Here is a 17,691-nt window from a genome sequence, read left to right on the forward strand (position 1 = left end):
GTCACCTCAGGAAGAGCGCGACGGACAGGACGAGCCCGGCGGACACGACGAGCCAGCGGAGGATCTCCGGGGACACCCGCCGGGCGAGGACGACGCCGCCCCGCCCGCCGGCCAGCCCGGCCACCGACATCACCGCGACGGGCAGCCACTGCACCGGCCCGAACACCGTGAAGGCGAGCGCCGAGACCGACCCGACGATCAGCGACAGCGCGCCCTTGAGGGCGTTGAGCCGGTGCAGGTTCTCGGCCACGAAGGCGCCGAGCACGGCGAGCATCATCACGCCGAGCCCGGCGGCGAAGTAACCCCCGTAGACCGAGACCACGAACTGCGCGGCGAGCAGCCCCCGCCCGCCGTCCGCCGCCCTGGCCTTGGCGAGCCGCCGCGCCACCACCCCCTGCAGGGCCAGCGCCGCCACGGACGCGAGCACCAGCACCGGCACCACGGACGTGAACTGCTCCTGCGGCGCCACCAGCAGGATCGCCGACCCGCAGGCCGCCCCCGCGACGGTCACCGCGGTCAGCCGCAGCACCCGCCCGCCGATCGCGGGCAGCTCGTCCCGGTATCCGGCGAGCCCGCCCAGGTAGCCGGGCAGCGTGGTGAGCGCGCTGGTGACGTTGGCCGCCACCGGCGAGTACCCCATGGCCAGGAGCGCCGGGAACGAGATCAGCGAACCGCCTCCGGCCACCCCGTTCACGGCCCCGGCCAGGAATCCCGCCACGGCGAGGAGTGTGATCTGCAGCGGTTCCAGCACGGCTCTCTTCTCTCGTCACCAGCTTTGGATCCCAAGTATCCACTGGATGCATTCGATGTCAAGAGCCGTGCTTCGGTGTGGGGCTCAGAGCCGGAGGCGGGGCCAGCCTGCGGTGTCGCGCAGCAGCCGGCGGTCATGGGTGGCGATGACCACGGCGGCTCCGGTGGTGGCGAGCGCGTCGGTGAGTTCTTCGACCAGGGTCGTGGACAGGTGGTTGGTGGGCTCGTCGAGCAGGATCACCTGCGGGCGGGCGGCCAGCAGCAGGGCCAGATCCAGGCGGCGCCGCTGTCCGATGGACAGCTCGGTGACCGGGCGGTGGGCGGTGTCGGCGGGCAGCAGGCCGAGGCGGGCGAGGCCGACGCCCTCGGTACCGGCGTGGGCCTCGTACACCTCGAACGCCCGTCGCCGGGTGGGCGGCGGGGACTCCTGGGCGAGCAGGCCGACGCGCGCGCCGCGTCCGCGCTGCACGGTGCCCGCGTCCGGGGCGAGCGTACCGGCGAGTACGGCGAGCAGGCTGGACTTGCCCGAACCGTTCGGGCCGGTGACCACCAGGCGCTCGCCGCCGCGCAGGAGTACCGAGCAGGGCGTCTCGAACCGGCCGCGCACCACCACGTCGTCGGCCCGGAGCAGGGTGGCCCCGGTGGGCGCCTCCAGCGGCGGCATCTGGAACCGCAGCGGCGGCTCGGGCACGTCGATGACGTGCGCATCCAGGGCCTCCTGCCGCCGGTGTACCGCCCGGACCAGGGCGGGCGCGCGGGTGGCGCGGGTGTGCTTGCCGGTGCCCTTGACCGGCCGCCATCCGGTGGACAGCCGGTTCTGGGCCGCGGAGAGGTCCTGCGCGAGGCGCTGCCGTTCGAGCGACTGGTCGCGGTGGGCGGTCTCCCAGCGCTCGCGTTCGGCGCGCTGCGCCTCCCGGAAGCCGTCGTAGCCGCCCCCGTACAGCCGGGCGCGTCCGTCGATGGTCGGATCGAGGTCCAGGATCGCGGTGGCCACGTCCGACAGCAGCGCCCGGTCATGGCTGACCAGGACCACGCCGCCCGGGTGCTCGCGCAGCTTGACGGTGAGGTGGTCCAGGCCGTCCGCGTCGAGGTGGTTGGTGGGCTCGTCGAGCAGCAGCAGATCGTGCCCGGCCCCCAGCAGGCAGGCCAGCCTGATCCGGTAGCGCTGGCCCACGGAGAGCGTGGCCAGCGGCCGGGCGCGGTCGGTGACGGCGCTCAGCGCGGCCAGCGAGACATCGACGCGCCGGTCGGCGTTCCAGGCGTCGACGGCCTCGGCGGCGGTGAGCGCGTCCGTGTACGCCTGGGCGGCTTCCGGGTGGTCTGCGGCGAGCGCGATCGTTGCCTCGTCGAAGGCCCGTAGTACTGCGCGTACCTGGGCGAGTTCGACGTCGATCAGGTCGCCGACGGTGCGGTCGGCGGCGATCGGCATCTCCTGGCCGGCGACGCCCAGCGTGCCGGACCGGTGTACCGTGCCCGCGTCCGGGACCAGCGTCCCGGCGAGCACCTGGAGCAGGGTGGTCTTCCCGCGCCCGTTCTCGCCGGCCACTCCGAGCCGGACTCCGGGCGAGACGGTCAGATCGACCCCGGTGAGCACCGGGCGGCCGCCGCGGGCCAGGTGCAGATCGGTTGCGTTGAGATGGGCACGCGCGCGGGCATGCGAAAGGGGACCGGTGAACATGCTTCCTCCGAGGGAGCAGGCTCACGCGCGCCTCAGGAGAGGCCGGGAGCCCGCAGGGTGAGAGACGACCGCGTGTCCGCCCGGCGTCGCCGGACGGGGGGCCGCCCTCAGAGGAAGTAAAGATGCACGTCACAACTGTACCTGACGTCCTACGACCCAGGGCCATACCATGAGGTATGGTATGGCTCATGAGCGAATTCGCGATCGGGTCCGGGTGACCGGCCGTGGCGTCCAAACGCGACTGGCTGGACACCGGCCTTGAGATCCTCGCCCGCGACGGCGCGCGGGCGCTGACCATCGAACGGCTGTGCGGCGAGCTGGATCTCACCAAAGGCTCGTTCTACCACCACTTCAAGGGCATCACGGGCTACCAGAAGGACCTGCTCGGCCACTTCGAGACCGAGCACACCGACCGGTTCATCACCGCCGTCGAGGGCTCGGGCGAGCCCGCCCCGGCGCGGCTGCGGCGGCTGCTCGACATCGTCCTGGACGTCGAGGACCACAATGCGGGCCTGGAGTCGGCCGTCCGGGCCTGGGCCCTGGTGGACGCCGACGTACGGGCCGTCCAGGAGCGCGTGGACCGCACGCGCATCGACTACCTGAGCGCCCTGTGGCGCGACCTCGGCGGCCCGGAGTCCGACGTCACGCCCATGGGCAGGCTGCTCTACCTGATCCTGATCGGCGGCCAGCAGGTCATCCCCCCGATCTCCGCGCCCGAACTGCGCGACATCTACCAGCGCGCCCTGCGCCTGGCCCCACCCGAGGAGGCGGACACCGAATGACCACCACGACCACCCCGCGCACGGACACCCCTCCCGTGAGCGGCCTGACCCGCTGGATCCCGCGCCTGCTCATCGCCGTCGCGGTGATGCACTTCGCCTGGGCCTTCATCCAACCCAACGACTGGGCCGGCATCGCCGCCGACGGCTTCTTCCGCAGCATCGTCGACCCCGAGGCCCCCAACTACGCCGCCCGCGAGGCGGACGCCTGGTTCATCATCGGCGGCGTCGCGATGCTCGCCCTGGCCACCCTCGCCCAGCACATCATCCGCGCCACCGGCCGCCTCCCCGCCCAGCTCGGCTGGTACCTGCTGGCGATCGGCCTGATCCTCTGCGTCCTCTACTTCCCCACCACCGGCGGCTGGGCCCCCCTCATCCTCGGCATACTCACCCTCGTTGCCGCCCGCCGCTGACCCCTCACCCGACCCGACACCGGAGGCGGTCGGCGAACGCCCACGGCCAGCCGCCCAGGCCCCCGGCGGTGGACACCTCCTGGACGGCCTGTACCGCTGTGGCACGGTGGTGAGCGCGATGCGCAGCACGCCGTGGTGCTCGCCGAGGTGATGGCGAGGACGCCGAAGGCGGCCAGCACCAAGTGGGTCACCTGGGGCGCGGTCTCGCCCGCCGCTGACGGAGGGGACCCGGGACCAGAACGGCCCCGCTCGGGCAGCCGCTCCTAGGACTGGCGCCGCTCAGGGCCAACCTGCCGCCGAGCACGATCGGCAGCGGGTGGTACGTTGAGCGCAGTGAGCGGATCTTGAGCCACTTCGCCGCGACCAGGTCCCGGATCAGCCGGGTGCGCGAGGGTTCCAGCGTGCTGCTGCCCGGCTCGACGAGGCGTCGCTCGCGATATGGGTGTCACCGGGCTTCATGCCTGCCGCTGTCCCGCCCGGTGGTGGGTGCTGTCGGCCGTGCCTTCGATGAACGGCTCTTCCAGCGGCGCGCTGCGCGATCTCATGCAGCGGGATGCCGCACGCGGTGGCCGGCGTGAATGCCACACCCGGTCCGGCTCGGGAGTTCGGGTGGTGCCGCGCCGGCCGCAGCTGATGGCCGGCGCGACTCCCGGCTCAAGGCGTACCACGACGCCGTGTGCGAGCAGCTGTCGCTTCAGCTCATCCTCCCGTGGGCTGCGTGCCGGCACGCCCGGGTGGACACGCGCGTCCAGCTCGTCGACGGTCGCCTCAATGGTGAGTCGGCCGCGCCCGATGATGACGCCCTGGTCCGCGGTCAGCGCCGTGGCGCTCATCGTCTGGCTTGAGATTCGGCCTTCGTCCGCCGGCGTGCGCAGCAGCCCGCGGGTCCATCTGATGCTCTCGGGGTCGTGCCCGTTGATCGGCTTGTCGAGGATGAGCCCGCCGGGGTCACTGAGCAAGGCCGCGGCGATACCCAGCCGCCGTCGCATGCCGAGCGAGAAGCCGACCCCCTTCGGTACGCCACACCTGCCAGGTTGAGCTGGTCCAGCACTGCGGGCCACCCGGTAGGCGGATGCTCATTGACGCCGAGTCAAGGAACTATGATCGATTCGACGAGTGGCTCGAACTCCTTGTCCAGCTCGATCTCGATCCACCCGCGCAAGGCGAGAACCAGCAACGCTTGAATGATCGCTTGCCGGTCCAATGGAGGGTTCCGTCCAGCCTTCCATTCCTCGACAGTCTCCAGTACCTCCGAGGCCAACGGCGGACGCCCGTGGCACTCATGCAGCTCGGTGGTGGCGAAGTGAACCGATGCGGCCACTTCGGAGGTCTGGGTGTCCATACGGGCCATGAGATCGACGGTGCGATCTACGGCTGGCCGCCACGCCTCCATGCGATCGCGGAACTGCTCGACCGCGTCACGATAAGTCGCGCCTACACGAACCTCGAGCATGCGGCCACGCTGCTCCTCGACTACCAAGCCGTTGTTCTGCAGCCGGGCGAGCATGCGCTTGAGGTCGCTCGCGTAGGGACCATAGCTGCCCGCCTCGTAGTCGAGTCCGGTAGGAATGCCGGCCTGAGTGGCGAAGTAGGTGAGCTTCTGGAACATCACTCGCCCTACTGGCCAGTGGTGTGGCTGACGCTGGAGTTTGTCGAGGATGGCAACGATCGCGATCCACTCTGGTTCGACGAAACGCGCACGGTCCGCAGGTGACTGGTCGTGGTCGAGCGCCAGGGCGAGCTGGTCGGGATTAAGTTGCTCGCCTGCTGCTTGTGAGGGTGCGTACAGTTCGACCGGGATGTCGAGCCGTGCCAGATGGCGATAGAGGGTGGGACCTACCACTTCCCATTCCAACTGGCCATTGCCGCACCCAAGTGGCGGTACGGCGAGCGAGGTGATCCCCCACTCCCTGTAGTGCTGTTCGAGATACTTCAGGCCGGCCACGATGGCATCGAGCCGGCTCACCGCCCGCCAGTGCTGCTTGGTCGGGAAGTTAACGATCAGGTGGTCGTCGGCACGGTACACATACGGAACGCCGAGCTGGACCTCACCCCGGCGGCATCGCTCCACGTAGTCGTCGAACATGTCCGGGTAGCGGCGCTTGAAGGCCAGAGCGATGCCCTTGCCCATGACTCCTACACAGTTGACGGTGTTCACCAGAGCCTGAGCCCCGGACGTTAGTAGATCACCCGAGGTCACCGTCACATGTCGTGAGTCAGTCAAAGAAGACACGCTTATTCACCGCCGCTTTCAGTCCCGCTGCACGGCAGGCAGGCAGGGCCTCACTGTTGAAGACGTAGCATCCCCTGATGTACTCCGGGGCGATACGGTCAGGGACGAGAACTTCTGCACATCTTTGCCGCTTCCTCTCCCACTTCTCCATGCCGTCCCCATCTGTCCACCATTCAGCGTATACGCGCTGTTCGTCCAGCATCGTGAGACCCTCTGGCGATGCGCTGAAGAGCGTGCCGTCCGATGCGGCGTTGCCATCGCTGATCACTGTTCCTGGTAGGTCCAGGATGCCGGGCATGATGCTGATGACGGCCAGCTCCCTTCTCTGATCTAGGCGCTTGTACATCATGGGGTTGCGGGCATCGAAGTAGGCGTTGGCGTACTCATGAATCAGCAGGCCGTTCGGCACGCGCTTGTTCCGTCGTCGGTCCTGTACCTCCTCATCTGCGATCGACCGGTGTGGAAGCGAGGTCACCCGTCGGTGGCTCAGGATGCCGAGTCGCACGATCGACGCCAGGTTGGCGCGGTGTGTGATGTAGTGCAGCTCGGTCACACGACTTCGATCCAATCCGACCCCTCGCCCGCCGTCGATGACCTGCTATTCAGTTTGAGATCTTGTGAGTCTTTGCGTGTGCTACGGGAGTGCTTTACCCGGAACGGTACGCCGCAGACGTGATCGTTAACAGGCGGAGAGGATATGTGAGACCCACTCTCAATACACCGCCTTCTTGGCGCAGGGCTCGCTCGGCGACGGGCGTCTGGGGTACGCCAGGTCCCGGGCTTGACGTCGAGGTTCAGGGCATCCCGGAGATCCTTCGGGCGCTGGAGAAGCCGAATCTGTCGCTCACCGTCCTTTCGTGTGCGTTGTTGGAGTTCTCGGACAGGCGGTCGCCAAAGGGGGGATTGACATGGTTGACGAGGGCCATCAGGGTGAGCGGACTGGTGTTGGAAAGTTCCAACAGTCTAAAGTATGCCCCTGGCCATGTCCAGCCTGGCAGGCAGATGGTTTTGCGCGTCTGGTTAGATGGCAGCCTGTTGTCTGATCGCTCAGCCATGCACATGGCTGTTGTCAGAATGTTCGCACAGAGGGCAAATGGCTGCATTTGGCGGCGATGGCCACCAGGGAGGCGACACCATGGCGCCGAACGGATCGGCTGTAGAGGGACTGCTCAGCCAGTACGTTCAGGAGTACATGGTCAGCAGCGGGTGCAGTGCGCGCGAGCTGGCGAAGCGGGCGACCGACCCGAAGACGGGCCTCAAGCTTGCGCACACGTACATCAGTGCGATCGTCGGCGGCGAGGTGGCGCGGGTGCCGGATTTGTGGAGGCTGCGCGCGCTGGCCAATGCCTTGAGCGTGGATGATCCCGGTGGGTACACCGCGCGACTCGACCAGATCAAGGCCGCTTCCGCGCGACAGTGGCTGGACCTGCAGGTGACGAGCGCCCCGGACGATGCTGCTGGCGCGATCACGGTGCCGGTGGACCCGCGTCTGTCGGACGCGGCGCGCCGGCGAATCCTGCGTGGGGCCATGGCGCTGGCCGAAGCCGAAGTGCTGGACCTCGAACACGACATCTGAGTTCACGCGGATGTCGCCATCGCCCCACTGGCGACATCGTACGCCGGGTCGGCGGCGCGGGGTGGACCTGCTGCCGGCGCCAGTGGCCGCCGACATGTCGCAGGCGATTTTGTCCAGGCGCCGACAGGGCGCAGTTCATGTCCCCTGCTGTGGTGTTCCGGTGCTGGAGGCGCCACGGCCATTCGGCGGACGGTCCCCACAGAACCGACCATCATGTGGCACGCGGTGACGAGCAAGCTGGTCCGAGACGGCGATCTCGACGCGTCCATGACGCATAGAGATCAAAAAACCCTTCCTCGGTTCCCCGAGAAAGGGCCTCTGACCTGCTGGGTCGGGGTGGCGGGATTTGAACCCACGGCCTCTTCGTCCCGAACGAAGCGCGCTGCCAAGCTGCGCTACACCCCGGTGGCCCGGGCTTGGTGGCCCGTGCGTTGAGAAGTCTAGCGGACTTCGGGGGCGGTTGTGTCATTCATGGTGATCAACGTCGGGGGACCAGGGTGAGGAGGGACGCCTCGGGGAAGCAGGCGAAGCGGACCGGGGCGTAGGGGGAGGTGCCGAGGCCGGCGGAGACGTGCAGGTAGGCGGAGTCGTGGCGGTGGAGGCCCTTGACGCGGGCGCGGTCGATGCCGCAGTTGGTGACCAGGGCGCCGTAGAAGGGGATGCAGAGCTGGCCGCCGTGGGTGTGGCCGGCCAGGAGGAGCTGGTAGCCGTCGGCGGCGAAGCGGGTGAGGTTGCGCGGCTCGGGGGAGTGCATGACGCCGAGGCGGAGGTCGGCGTCGGCGGGGGCCGGGCCCTCGATGAGGTCGTAGCGGTCGCGGTTGATGTGGGAGTCGTGGATGCCGCCGACCGCGATGTCCAGCTCGCCGACCTTGAGGCGGGCGGTGGTGTTGTTCATGTCGAGCCAGCCCTCGGCGGCCATCGCGGCGCCCAGCTCCTCCCAGGGGAGGGACGGTATGTGCTGGCGGTGGTCGTTCTTGGAGGTGCGCCAGAGGTAGCGGGCCGGGTTCTTCGGCACGGGGGCGTACATGTCGTTGGAGCCGTACACGAACAGGCCCGGGCGGGCGAGCAGCGGCTCCAGCGCGTGCAGCAGCGGCGGGATGGCGTCCGGGTGGGAGATGGAGTCGCCGGTGTTGACCACCAGGTCGGGGCGCAGGTCGCCCAGCGAGCGCACCCACTCGATCAGCCGTCGCCGGCCCGGCGTGAGGTGCAGGTCGGAGATGTGCAGGATGCGAAGCGGGCGCTGCCCCGGGGGCAGCACCGGGACGTCGAAGCGGCGCAGCCGGAACCAGTTGCGCTCGACGACGGCGGCGTAACCGACGCCCGCCACACCCAGCCCCAGCACGGACAGGGGGATCGCTGCTGCTTTTCTCACGTGTTCATCATGCCAGTGTCGTCTGCGGCACGCGCGGTGGCGACGGGCCCGGTGCGGCAAGATAAGGCGCATGAGCGCGCTGAAGGACAAGTTGAAGGCCGATCTGTCGGTCTCCATGAAGAGCCGTGACGAGGTCCGTACCCGCACGATCAGGATGGCCCTCGCGGCGATCAGCACCGAGGAGGTCTCCGGTAAGGCGGCCAGGGAGCTGTCCGACGACGAGGTCGTCAAGGTGCTGATCAAGGAGGCGAAGAAGCGGCGGGAGGCGGCGGAGGCGTTCGCCGGGGCGGGCCGGGCCGCGCAGTCGCAGGCCGAGATGGACGAGCACGCGGTGCTCGAAGGCTACCTGCCCGCGCAGCTCTCCGACGAGGAACTGGGGCGGCTGGCCGACGAGGCCATCGCCGAGACGGGCGCGAGCGGGCCGCAGGCGATGGGCCAGGTGATGAAGGTCCTCACGCCGAAGGTCGCGGGCCGTGCCGAGGGCGGGCGGGTCGCCCAGGCCGTACGCACGCGCCTCGCCAAGTGACGCGCCCCGCCCGGTGACGCGCCTGCCTCGGTGCCGGTGATCGGGGTACGGCGAGCCGTACCCCGATCCGCGAGGGTCACTGGAACGGCGTGACGGGCGTGTCCTGCGGGATGGCGAGGCCGTCGTTCCAGTAGTCGTCCGGCTGCACCTCGCCCCGGCCGCCCGGGTCGGGGCCGCCGTCCTCCTCCTCGTTCTCCGGGAAGCCGTCGTCGTCGCCGTCAGGGAAGGGGAAGGGGAAGCCGTCGCGCTCGTCGCCCTCCTCCTTCTTCTCCTTGGGCGGCTTGGGCGCGCAGCCCGTGCTGCACCCGCCGAAGCGGTCGGCGTTGAGCGCCGTGAACGAGGTCGGCTCGATGTCCTCCAGCGCCTTCAGCATGGACTCTTTCCAGATGGGCCCGGAGATCGACGCGCCGTAGACGTAGCTCCAGTAGCGCCCGCCGATGGTCACCCCCACCAGGTCGTGCTGGAAGGCCCCGCGCGGGTCGCCGATGCTGACGGCCGACGAAAGGTCCGGGGTGTAGCCCGCGAACCACGCGGCCGTGTAGTCGTCGGTCGTGCCGGTCTTGCCGGCCGCGTCCCTGCCGATGCCGCCGACGTCCTGCATGGTGCCCTTTGTGAAGACGCCGGACAGAATGTGGCTGGCCGCATCGGCGACCTCCTCGTCGAGCACCTGCTTGCACCGGGGCTTGTGCTGCTTGGCCTTGCCGTACCGGTCGCGTACCTCGGTGACCGCGATGGGCTGGCAGTACTCGCCTCTGGCGGCGATGGTGGCGTAGGCGTTGGCCAGGGTGACCGGGTCCATCTCGTTGACGCCCAGGGTGAAGGTCTGGACCTCGCGCAGGGCCGTGCCGTCGGCGGCGCGCTTGACGCCGAGCTTCTTGGCCATGGTGACGACCTCGCAGAGGCCGACCTTCTGTTCAAGGGCCAGGAAGAAGGTGTTGACCGACCCCCAGGTGCCGGTGGACAGGCTCTTGAAGCCGCCGGAGCCCTCGCTGGAGTTGTGGGCGGGCGGGCCGCTCACCGCGCCGACGGAGTTGCCCTTGCAGTCCTTGAAGGCGGAGGTGCTGGGCGCGAGGTAGGCGTTGGGGGCCTTCAGGCCGTCGTCCACCTTCATGCCCTGGTCGAGGGCGGTGAGCAGGGTGAACACCTTGAAGGTCGAACCGGCCTGGAACCCCGCGCCGCCGCCGTGCGCCCGGTCGGCGGGGAGGTTGTAGCTGATCTGGTTCTTCTTCCTGCTCGTACCGAACTTCCTGCTCGCCGCCATGGCCCTGATCTCGCCGGTGCCGGGGACGACCATCGCCTGCGAGGCGGCGGGCTTGTCGCCGGGATCGACGTACCGGCCGATGGCCTCCTCCGACGCCTTCTGCATCTTGGTGTCGAGCGTGGTCTTGATGGTCAGGCCGCCGTTGCGGAGCAGTCTGCGGCGCTGTGAGTCGGTCTTGCCGAAGGCGGCGTTGGTCAGCATCTCGCGCTGGACGTACAGGCAGAAATAGGGGTATCTGCTCTCGTGGCACCCGCCCGGGATGTCCACGTCCTTCCAGCCGAGCGACTTGGCCTTGGCGGCCTCCGCCTCCTGGTGGGTGATCTTCTCCAGCTCCGCCATCCGGTCGAGCACGACGTCGCGGCGGTCCAGGAGGCGCTTGCGGCTGGCCTTGCCGACGTTGGGGTCGGTGACCGAGGGGTTCTGTACGGCTCCGGCCAGCGTCGCCGCCTCCGCGAGGGTCAGCTTGGCGGCCGGCTTGTCGAAGAACCGCTTGGCGGCGGCCTGGATGCCGTACGCGCCCGCGCCGAAGTACGAAATGTTGAGATAGCGCTCAAGAATCTCGTCTTTGCTGTACTTTTTCTCTAGCGCCATCGCATAGCGCAGCTCGGCGAGCTTGCGCGGGTAGGTGGTCGCGGTCGCGGCCCTGCGCTCGGCATCGGTCTCGGCCTTGTTGAGGAGCACGAGCTTGACGTACTGCTGCGTGATCGACGAGCCGCCCTGGCTCACCCCTCCGCTGGAGAGGTTCGTCAGCAGCGCGCGGAAGGTGCCCTCCAGGTCGATCGGCCCGTGTTCGTAGAAGCGGAAGTCCTCGATGGCCACGATCGCCTCCCGCATGACGGGGGCGACCTGGTCCAGCGTGATGGACTCGCGGTTCTCGAAGTAGAACTGGGCGAACGGATCACCGTCTCTGTCGAGCAGGACGGATTTCTCCGGGAGCGGAGGCTCGTCCAGCTCCTCCGGTTTCAGTTGTAGCCCTTCGGTGGCGGACTTGATGGTGATGCCCGCCCCGCCGACGGCAGGAAGTGCCACGGCCGCAGCGAGCACGCCTGTGATCGCGGCTGCGGCTGTGAGCCGTAACACGTTCAAGAGCAGCGGCGACCGATCTGTGGTCTGAGCTTGCACAAGCTCAAGAGTACGACGGCCTCGTGCGTTAAACGGCATGCAAAGTCCAATTTGCCGAACCGTGTCATGAGCCGGACCCCTTCCCCGGAAGCGGGGTGACTAGTCATTCCCGGCCACATGGTCCGGGATGACCATGCAAGAAATTGGCCCAGCCGGGGGCTGTCGGCCCGAACGCCTGGTTGCGTACGTTCTCCTCTGCGGCAACTGAATAAGGAGGCTCGACGCCCGCGCCCGTCGGCCGACAAGACGACTGACCACCTAAGGGGAGTGGGGTCGAAATGTGGATCACGGATTGGACCTCCCGTGCCGCCTGTCGAGGTGCGGATCCGGACGCTCTGTTCGTCCAGGGTGCCGCCCAGAACCGGGCGAAGCTGATCTGTCGAGGATGCCCTGTCCGTACGGAGTGCCTGGCCGATGCGCTGGACAACCGGATCGAGTTCGGGGTCTGGGGCGGCATGACCGAGCGGGAGCGGCGCGCCCTGCTGCGGCGCCGGCCTGACGTGTCCTCCTGGCGCGATCTGCTCGAAACGGCCAAGGAACAGTACGAGCGCACGAATGAGCTGGTCGCCGGGTAAGCCGCGACCAGGCCGCGGCCCCCGGGAGCGCGCACGCGCGTACCGGCCCGCCGGCGGCCACCCATCTGCCCGCCATGCTGCCAAGCCGCCATGGCCGCCACGCGGTCCCAGGCGGTCCGCTGAGCTCCACCGACCGCGAACGGTACCGGTCGGAAGGCCGCGCAGAGCCCGGCCGGGAGCTCGCGGTCAGGAGGCCAGCAGGGCGCCAATCTCCCGCAGTCCGGTGAGGTCGTGGACGTCCACCGGCAGGGCGGGCACCTGAGCCAGCGGCACCGTGGGATGTGCCGAGACGAAGTGGTCGCGCTCGCGGTGTTCGCGGGCCCCGAGTTGCATCCGCCCGGCGTGCAGCCGCAGCACGGCGGCGGTCAGCTCGTGTTCCCCGCGCGCTTCCAGGTCTTCGGCCGCGGCGGCGCTGCGGGTGGCCGACAGCGCGCCCGCCGGAGAGACGTGGGCGCGGTTGACCACCAGTCCGGCGAGCGGCATGCGCTCCTCGGCCAGCCGTTCGACGAAGTAGGACGCCTCTCGCATGGCGTCCCGCTCCGGCGCGGCCACGACGAGGAACGCGGTGCCGGGCGCCTGCAGCAGCCGGTACGTCTGGTCGGCCCGCTGCCGGAAGCCGCCGAAGACGGCGTCCAGCGCGGAGACGAACGTCTGCAGGTCCTTCAGCACCTGTGCGCCGAGCACCTTGGTGAGCATCCCGGCGACCAGTCCGAACCCGGCGTTGAGCAGCTTGAAGGCGCTGCGCCCGCCCGCCTTGGCGGGCGCGGACAGCACCCGGATGAGCTTGCCGTCCAGGAAGCGCCCGAGCCGTTCCGGCGCGTCGAGGAAGTCGAGCGCCGAACGCGAGGGCGGGGTGTCCACGATGATCAGGTCCCATTCGCCGGACCTGCGGAGCTGGCCCAGCTTCTCCATCGCCATGTACTCCTGCGTGCCGGAGAAGCTGGAGGACAGCGACTGGTAGAAGGGGTTGGTCAAGATCATGCGGGCCCGCTCCGGATCGGCGTGCGCCTCGATGATCTCGTCGAAGGTCCGCTTCATGTCGAGCATCATCGCGTGCAGGGTGCCCTCGCCCGTGATGCCCGCGACCGGCCGCGGGGTGTTGTCCAGTTCGGTGAGGCCCAGCGACTGGGCCAGCCGGCGGGCCGGGTCGACGGTCAGGACCACGACCGAGCGGCCCCGCTCGGCGGCGCGCAGGCCGAGGGCCGCCGCCGTGGTGGTCTTGCCGACGCCGCCGGAGCCACAGCACACGATGATGCGGGTGGCGGGGTCGTCGAGGATCGCGTCGATCCGGAGGGACGGGGGCTTCCTCGCGCTCACGCGGCTCCCTGAGTCGTGATGGATTCGGACAGTTCGTACAGTCCGGTCAGGTCAACGCCGTCGGCCAGCAGCGGCAGCTCATAGCTCGGCAGGCCGACCTCGGCGAGGGTCCGGCGCTCCGCGCCCTCCAGCCGCGTACGCCGGGCGTGCTCGGCCACCTCCGCCACCAGCGCCTCGGCGGTCGCCGAGGCGTCGCCCGGCCCGTCGGCGAGCCCGGCCGCCTTCAGCCCGAGGGCGAGTTCGGCCACGTCGAAGCGGCCCTCCAGGGCGGCGTCCAGGTAGGAGTCGGGCAGTCCGGCCGGACGCACCATGTTGATGAAGACCCCGCCCGGCGGCAGCCCGGCCGCGCGCAGCTCGGCGACCCCGTCGATGGTCTCCTGGACCGGCATCTCCTCCAGCAGCGTGACGAAGTGGATCGCCGTCTCGGGGGAGGCCACGACGCCGCGCACGAGGTCGGCGTGGTGCTTGATCGGGCCGACCCTGGCCAGCCCGGCGACCTCGTGGGTGACGTTGAGGAAGCGCACGATCCGCCCGGTGGGCGGCGCGTCGAGCACCACGGCGTCGTAGACCCGCTTGCCGTTCTTGGCCCGGCGGCGGACCGCCTCGCTGGTCTTGCCGGTGACCAGTACGTCGCGCAGGCCCGGGGCGATGGTCGTGGCGAAGTCGATGACGCCCATCTTCGTCAGCGCCCGGCCCGCGCGGCGCAGGCCGTAGAACATCTCCAGGTATTCGAGCATCGCCGCTTCGGGATCGACGGCGAGCGCGTACACGTCACCGCCGCCGGGGGCCACGGCGATCCTGCGTTCTTCGTAGGGCAGCGGCGGCAGGGCGAAGACCTGGGCGATGCCCTGGCGTCCCTCGACCTCGACGAGCAGCACCTTGCGCCCGCCCGCGGCCAGCGAGAGGGCCAGCGAGGCGGCCACCGTGGTCTTGCCCGTACCGCCTTTGCCGGTGACTATATGGAGGCGGACGCCGTCCCAGTCCGAGTCGCGAGCGCTCACGCTTCGAGGCTACCGAACGGTTACTTGACCGGGCGGCCGGGAGCCCCGGTCGCGGGTGCAGATCGCTAATGTGACCCCATGAAGAAATGGGAGTACGTCACGGTGCCGCTGCTCACGCACGCCACCAAGCAGATCCTCGACAACTGGGGCGAAGAGGGCTACGAGCTGGTTCAGGTCATTCCCGGTCCCAACCCGGAGCAGCTGGTCGCCTACATGAAGCGGGAGAAGGCATGACCCCGGAGGAGCGGCTGGCCGAGCTGGGACTGACGCTTCCGCAGGTGGTGCCGCCGGTGGCGGCCTACGTACCGGCCCTGCGCAGCGGCGACCACGTCTACGTCTCCGGCCAGGTGCCGGTCGCGGACGGCAAGGTGCTGGCCGAGGGCAAGGTGGGCGCGGAGATCGACCCCGACCGGGCCAAGGAGCTGGCCAGGGTGTGCGCGCTGAACGGGGTGGCCGCGCTGAAGTCGGTGGTCGGCGACCTGTCGAACGTCGTGCGCATCGTGAAGGTCGTCGGGTTCGTCGCCAGCGATCCCTCCTTCACCGGCCAGCCGCAGGTGATCAACGGGGCGAGCGAGCTGTTCGGCGAGGTCTTCGGCGAGGCGGGCAAGCACGCGCGCAGCGCGGTCGGGGTGGCGGCGCTGCCGCTGAACGTCCCGGTCGAGGTCGAGTTGATCGCAGAGGTGCGCTAGCCCGGCGGGCACGGCTCATGAACGGATTCCCCCTCTCCGGCGCGCTCGACGACCGGGCGCGCGACATCATGGCCGGGCGGCTCGCCCCGGTACGCCCGCGCGACGCGGCGACCGTGGCCGTCGTCCGCCCGGCCGTACCCTCCGGCGTGGAGGTCTACCTGATCCGCCGCAAGGTCAGTATGGCCTTCGCGGCGGGCGCCTACGTCTTCCCCGGCGGCTCTGTGGACCGGCGTGACGTGGAGCAGCCGGTGACCTTCCACGGGCCCTCTCCCGAGGAGTGGGCGGGGCTGCTCGGCACGGACGCCAGCACGGCGCGCGGGCTGGTGTGCGCCGCCGTGCGTGAGACGTTCGAGGAGTCCGGCGTGCTGCTCGCCGGCCCCGGCGGCGACGGCGTGGTGGCCGACACCACGGGGGAGGACTGGGAGGCCGACCGGCTGGCGCTGGTCGGCAAGACGCTGTCCTTCGCCGCCTTCCTGGCCCGCCGCGGCCTGGTGCTGCGCTCGGACCTGCTGCGGCCCTGGGCGCACTGGATCACCCCGGAGGTGGAGGCGCTGCGCTTCGACACCCGGTTCTTCGTGGCCGCGCTGCCGCCCGGCCAGCGCGCCCGCGACGTGGGCGGCGAGGCGGACCTGGTCACCTGGGTGCGCCCGGCCGAGGCGCTGGCCCGCGGCGCGGCCGGTGAGATGCGCCTGATGACGCCCACCCACCGCACGCTCTCGGAGCTGGCCGGGCACGACGACGTCGCCGCGGTGCTGGCGGCCCCGCGCGAGATCGCGCCCATCCTGCCCGCCGCCGTCGAGGTGGACGGCGAGATCCGGATCGTGGAGCGTCCGTGAGCGGCCTGCGCATCCCCCTGGACGGCGGGCCCGACGGGTCCGGTACGCCGCGCGCGGTCAACGTGCTCGCCCCCAACCCCTCGCCGATGACGCTGGAGGGCACCAACACCTGGGTGCTCGCCGAGCCCGGGGCCGAGTCCGTGCTGGTGGTGGACCCGGGCCCGGACGACGAGGCCCACCTGCGGCGTGTACTCGGCCACCTGGGCGGGCGCAGGGTCGCGGCGGTGCTGCTCACCCACGGGCACGCCGACCACAGCGCGGGCGCGCGGCGCTTCGCGGAGCTGGCCCGCGCCCCCGTGCGCGCGCTGGACCGGGCCCACCGGCTCGGCGATGAGGGGCTGGCCGACGGCGACGTACTCGCCGTGGCGGGCCTGGAGGTGCGCGTCGTGGGCGCCCCCGGGCACTCCTTCGACTCGCTGTGCTTCTGGCTGCCGCAGGACCGGGCGATGCTCACCGGCGACACGGTGCTCGGGCGGGGCACCACCATGATCGCGGACGACGGCGACCTCGCCGACTACCTGACCACTCTGGACAAGCTGCGCGCCACCGCGGAGGAGGTCGGCGCGCGGGCGCTGCTGCCCGGCCACGGGCCGGTGCTCGGCGACCCGATCGCCGCCCTCGACGGCTACGTCGCGCACCGCAGGCGGCGGCTCGACGCGGTCAGGCGGGCGCTGGCGTCCGGGGCCGGGACCCCGGGGGAGATCGTCGAGATCGTGTACGCGGACGTGGACCGGTCGCTGTGGCCGGCCGCGGAGGTCTCGGTACGCGCCCAGCTTCGCTACCTGGAGCGGTTGTAGAGCCGTTCCATGTCGAGGATCACCACGGCCTTGGCCTCGATGCGCAGCCAACCGCGCTGGGCGAAGTCGGCCAGGGCCTTGTTGACCGTCTCGCGGGAGGCCCCGACGAGCTGGGCCAGCTCCTCCTGGGTGAGGTCGTGGTGGACGCGCAGGCCGTCGTCCACCCGCTTGCCGAACCGCTCGGCGAGGTCCAGGAGCTGCTTGGCGACCCGGCCGGGGACGTCGGTGAACACCAGGTCGGCGAGCACGTCGTTGGTGCGGCGGAGCCGCTGGGCGAGCGCGCGCAGCAGGTGCAGCGCGACCTCGGGACGGCCGGTGAGCCAGGGGCGGAGGTCGTCGTGGCCGAGCCCGGCCAGCCGCACCTCGGTGAGGGCGCTGGCGCTCGCCGTACGCGGGCGCGGGTCGAACAGCGACAGCTCGCCGAACATCTCGCTCGGCCCGAGCACGCTCAGCAGGTTCTCCCGGCCGTCGGGCGACGTCCGGGACAGTTTGATCTTACCTTCCAGCACCACGTAGAGCCGGTCGCCGGTCTCGCCCTCGTTGAAGAGGGTGCGCCCCTTGGGCAGCGTGACCTCGGTGATGCTCGTGCGCAGGGCCGCGGCGCCCTCGCGGTCGAGCGCGGCGAAGAGCGGGGCCTTGCCCAGCACGTCGTCGGTGTTCACGGTTCCTCCATGAAATATGCTCACGCTCGCGCGGTCGGCCGGGCCGGCAACCCCGTCCATCCTGATACCACCCGATCCACGCAGCCCATTGTGACGCACCCCAC

Annotated in this window: 20 protein-coding genes and 1 tRNA gene; 9 read left to right on the forward strand and 12 right to left on the reverse strand. The window is 70.1% G+C overall.

Features of this window, described 5'->3' with window-relative positions; genetic code table 11:
• Position 1 precedes the first annotated feature (1 nt).
• Positions 2–751, reverse strand: coding sequence for a sulfite exporter TauE/SafE family protein (locus DP939_RS01955; RefSeq protein ID WP_113978132.1), 750 nt, complete (start codon positions 749–751; stop codon positions 2–4).
• Between the two features lie 84 nt (positions 752–835).
• Positions 836–2,428 (reverse strand): ABC-F family ATP-binding cassette domain-containing protein, encoded by a 1,593-nt coding sequence (locus DP939_RS01960; protein WP_113978135.1) that lies wholly within the window; start codon positions 2,426–2,428, stop codon positions 836–838.
• A 224-nt stretch (positions 2,429–2,652) separates the two neighbouring features.
• Here DP939_RS01960 and DP939_RS01965 point away from each other — a divergent pair, with 224 nt between their 5' ends.
• The gene (locus tag DP939_RS01965; protein WP_113978138.1) at positions 2,653–3,210 is read left to right on the forward strand and encodes a TetR/AcrR family transcriptional regulator; all 558 of its coding nucleotides are present in this window, start codon (positions 2,653–2,655) and stop codon (positions 3,208–3,210) included.
• The gene (locus DP939_RS01970; protein ID WP_113978140.1) at positions 3,207–3,620 is read left to right on the forward strand and encodes a DUF6463 family protein; all 414 of its coding nucleotides are present in this window, start codon (positions 3,207–3,209) and stop codon (positions 3,618–3,620) included. Before DP939_RS01965 ends, DP939_RS01970 begins: the two co-directional genes overlap by 4 nt.
• A 455-nt stretch (positions 3,621–4,075) precedes the next feature.
• Here DP939_RS01970 and DP939_RS49055 read toward each other — a convergent pair whose 3' ends face one another.
• The 4 genes from DP939_RS49055 to DP939_RS45945 form a co-directional block, all read right to left on the reverse strand.
• Positions 4,076–4,609, reverse strand: coding sequence for a P-loop NTPase family protein (locus tag DP939_RS49055; RefSeq protein WP_113978143.1), 534 nt, complete (start codon positions 4,607–4,609; stop codon positions 4,076–4,078).
• Between the two features lie 101 nt (positions 4,610–4,710).
• On the reverse strand, positions 4,711–5,853 hold the full coding sequence (gene darG, locus DP939_RS01980) for a type II toxin-antitoxin system antitoxin DNA ADP-ribosyl glycohydrolase DarG (RefSeq protein ID WP_318656258.1): 1,143 nt from the start codon (positions 5,851–5,853) through the stop codon (positions 4,711–4,713).
• Positions 5,837–6,406: a DUF4433 domain-containing protein gene (locus DP939_RS01985; protein ID WP_158578431.1), complete on the reverse strand. Its 570-nt coding sequence runs from the start codon at positions 6,404–6,406 to the stop codon at positions 5,837–5,839. Before DP939_RS01985 ends, darG begins: the two co-directional genes overlap by 17 nt.
• Positions 6,407–6,647: 241 nt before the next feature.
• Positions 6,648–6,812, reverse strand: coding sequence for a hypothetical protein (locus tag DP939_RS45945; RefSeq protein ID WP_158578432.1), 165 nt, complete (start codon positions 6,810–6,812; stop codon positions 6,648–6,650).
• Between the two features lie 176 nt (positions 6,813–6,988).
• Here DP939_RS45945 and DP939_RS01990 point away from each other — a divergent pair, with 176 nt between their 5' ends.
• Positions 6,989–7,429 carry a hypothetical protein gene (locus tag DP939_RS01990; RefSeq protein WP_147267825.1) on the forward strand — a complete coding sequence of 147 codons (441 nt, stop codon included), beginning with the start codon at positions 6,989–6,991 and terminating at the stop codon, positions 7,427–7,429.
• Positions 7,430–7,760: 331 nt separating this feature from the next.
• On the opposite strand, the gene DP939_RS01995 is transcribed toward DP939_RS01990, so the two are convergent.
• A tRNA-Pro gene (locus DP939_RS01995) sits at positions 7,761–7,834 on the reverse strand.
• Between the two features lie 73 nt (positions 7,835–7,907).
• Positions 7,908–8,801, reverse strand: coding sequence for a metallophosphoesterase (locus DP939_RS02000; protein ID WP_225878000.1), 894 nt, complete (start codon positions 8,799–8,801; stop codon positions 7,908–7,910).
• A gap of 70 nt (positions 8,802–8,871) precedes the next feature.
• Between DP939_RS02000 and DP939_RS02005 the strand changes: the two genes are divergently transcribed.
• Complete coding sequence (locus DP939_RS02005; RefSeq protein WP_113978157.1) at positions 8,872–9,327, forward strand: GatB/YqeY domain-containing protein; 456 nt, start codon at positions 8,872–8,874, stop codon at positions 9,325–9,327.
• Between the two features lie 76 nt (positions 9,328–9,403).
• On the opposite strand, the gene DP939_RS02010 is transcribed toward DP939_RS02005, so the two are convergent.
• Complete coding sequence (locus tag DP939_RS02010; RefSeq protein WP_225878001.1) at positions 9,404–11,617, reverse strand: transglycosylase domain-containing protein; 2,214 nt, start codon at positions 11,615–11,617, stop codon at positions 9,404–9,406.
• 371 nt (positions 11,618–11,988) lie between these two features.
• Here DP939_RS02010 and DP939_RS02015 point away from each other — a divergent pair, with 371 nt between their 5' ends.
• A complete protein-coding gene (locus tag DP939_RS02015) occupies positions 11,989–12,285 on the forward strand; it encodes a WhiB family transcriptional regulator (RefSeq protein ID WP_111168836.1) in 297 nt (98 codons plus the stop codon).
• 186 nt (positions 12,286–12,471) lie between these two features.
• Here the strand turns inward: DP939_RS02015 and DP939_RS02020 are convergent, their stop codons facing one another.
• On the reverse strand, positions 12,472–13,602 hold the full coding sequence (locus DP939_RS02020; protein WP_113978162.1) for an ArsA family ATPase: 1,131 nt from the start codon (positions 13,600–13,602) through the stop codon (positions 12,472–12,474).
• Entirely contained in the window at positions 13,599–14,603 is a 1,005-nt protein-coding gene (locus DP939_RS02025) for an ArsA-related P-loop ATPase (protein ID WP_113978165.1), read from the reverse strand. Before DP939_RS02025 ends, DP939_RS02020 begins: the two co-directional genes overlap by 4 nt.
• A gap of 78 nt (positions 14,604–14,681) precedes the next feature.
• Here DP939_RS02025 and DP939_RS46695 point away from each other — a divergent pair, with 78 nt between their 5' ends.
• From DP939_RS46695 to DP939_RS02045, 4 genes are read left to right on the forward strand one after another with little or no spacing between them, the layout of a single operon-like run.
• Entirely contained in the window at positions 14,682–14,837 is a 156-nt protein-coding gene (locus tag DP939_RS46695; RefSeq protein WP_199537050.1) for a hypothetical protein, read from the forward strand.
• Positions 14,834–15,292: a RidA family protein gene (locus DP939_RS02030; protein ID WP_113978167.1), complete on the forward strand. Its 459-nt coding sequence runs from the start codon at positions 14,834–14,836 to the stop codon at positions 15,290–15,292. The genes DP939_RS46695 and DP939_RS02030 overlap by 4 nt, the downstream gene beginning before the upstream one ends.
• Positions 15,293–15,309: 17 nt before the next feature.
• Positions 15,310–16,128: an NUDIX hydrolase gene (locus tag DP939_RS02040; protein ID WP_225878002.1), complete on the forward strand. Its 819-nt coding sequence runs from the start codon at positions 15,310–15,312 to the stop codon at positions 16,126–16,128.
• Complete coding sequence (locus tag DP939_RS02045) at positions 16,125–16,925, forward strand: MBL fold metallo-hydrolase (RefSeq protein WP_225878003.1); 801 nt, start codon at positions 16,125–16,127, stop codon at positions 16,923–16,925. Before DP939_RS02040 ends, DP939_RS02045 begins: the two co-directional genes overlap by 4 nt.
• Here the strand turns inward: DP939_RS02045 and DP939_RS02050 are convergent.
• A complete protein-coding gene (locus tag DP939_RS02050; RefSeq protein WP_111168841.1) occupies positions 16,907–17,587 on the reverse strand; it encodes a Crp/Fnr family transcriptional regulator in 681 nt (226 codons plus the stop codon). The two genes, DP939_RS02045 and DP939_RS02050, sit on opposite strands and share 19 nt — an antisense overlap.
• Between the last annotated feature and the right edge of the window lie 104 nt (positions 17,588–17,691).

The organism is Spongiactinospora rosea, assembly GCF_003315795.1.
Classification (GTDB): domain Bacteria; phylum Actinomycetota; class Actinomycetes; order Streptosporangiales; family Streptosporangiaceae; genus Spongiactinospora; species Spongiactinospora rosea.

What these genes read in the sequence shown, in the direction of transcription:
- DP939_RS01960 (WP_113978135.1), bottom strand. Translation starts at nt 2,428, where the DNA reads ATGTTCACCGGTCCCCTTTCGCATGCCCGCGCGCGTGCCCATCTCAAC.
- DP939_RS01970 (WP_113978140.1), top strand. Translation starts at nt 3,207, where the DNA reads ATGACCACCACGACCACCCCGCGCACGGACACCCCTCCCGTGAGCGGC.
- DP939_RS49055 (WP_113978143.1), bottom strand. Translation starts at nt 4,609, where the DNA reads ATGCGACGGCGGCTGGGTATCGCCGCGGCCTTGCTCAGTGACCCCGGC.
- DP939_RS01990 (WP_147267825.1), top strand. Translation starts at nt 6,989, where the DNA reads ATGGCGCCGAACGGATCGGCTGTAGAGGGACTGCTCAGCCAGTACGTT.
- DP939_RS02005 (WP_113978157.1), top strand. Translation starts at nt 8,872, where the DNA reads ATGAGCGCGCTGAAGGACAAGTTGAAGGCCGATCTGTCGGTCTCCATG.
- DP939_RS02015 (WP_111168836.1), top strand. Translation starts at nt 11,989, where the DNA reads ATGTGGATCACGGATTGGACCTCCCGTGCCGCCTGTCGAGGTGCGGAT.
- DP939_RS46695 (WP_199537050.1), top strand. Translation starts at nt 14,682, where the DNA reads ATGAAGAAATGGGAGTACGTCACGGTGCCGCTGCTCACGCACGCCACC.
- DP939_RS02030 (WP_113978167.1), top strand. Translation starts at nt 14,834, where the DNA reads ATGACCCCGGAGGAGCGGCTGGCCGAGCTGGGACTGACGCTTCCGCAG.
- DP939_RS02040 (WP_225878002.1), top strand. Translation starts at nt 15,310, where the DNA reads ATGAACGGATTCCCCCTCTCCGGCGCGCTCGACGACCGGGCGCGCGAC.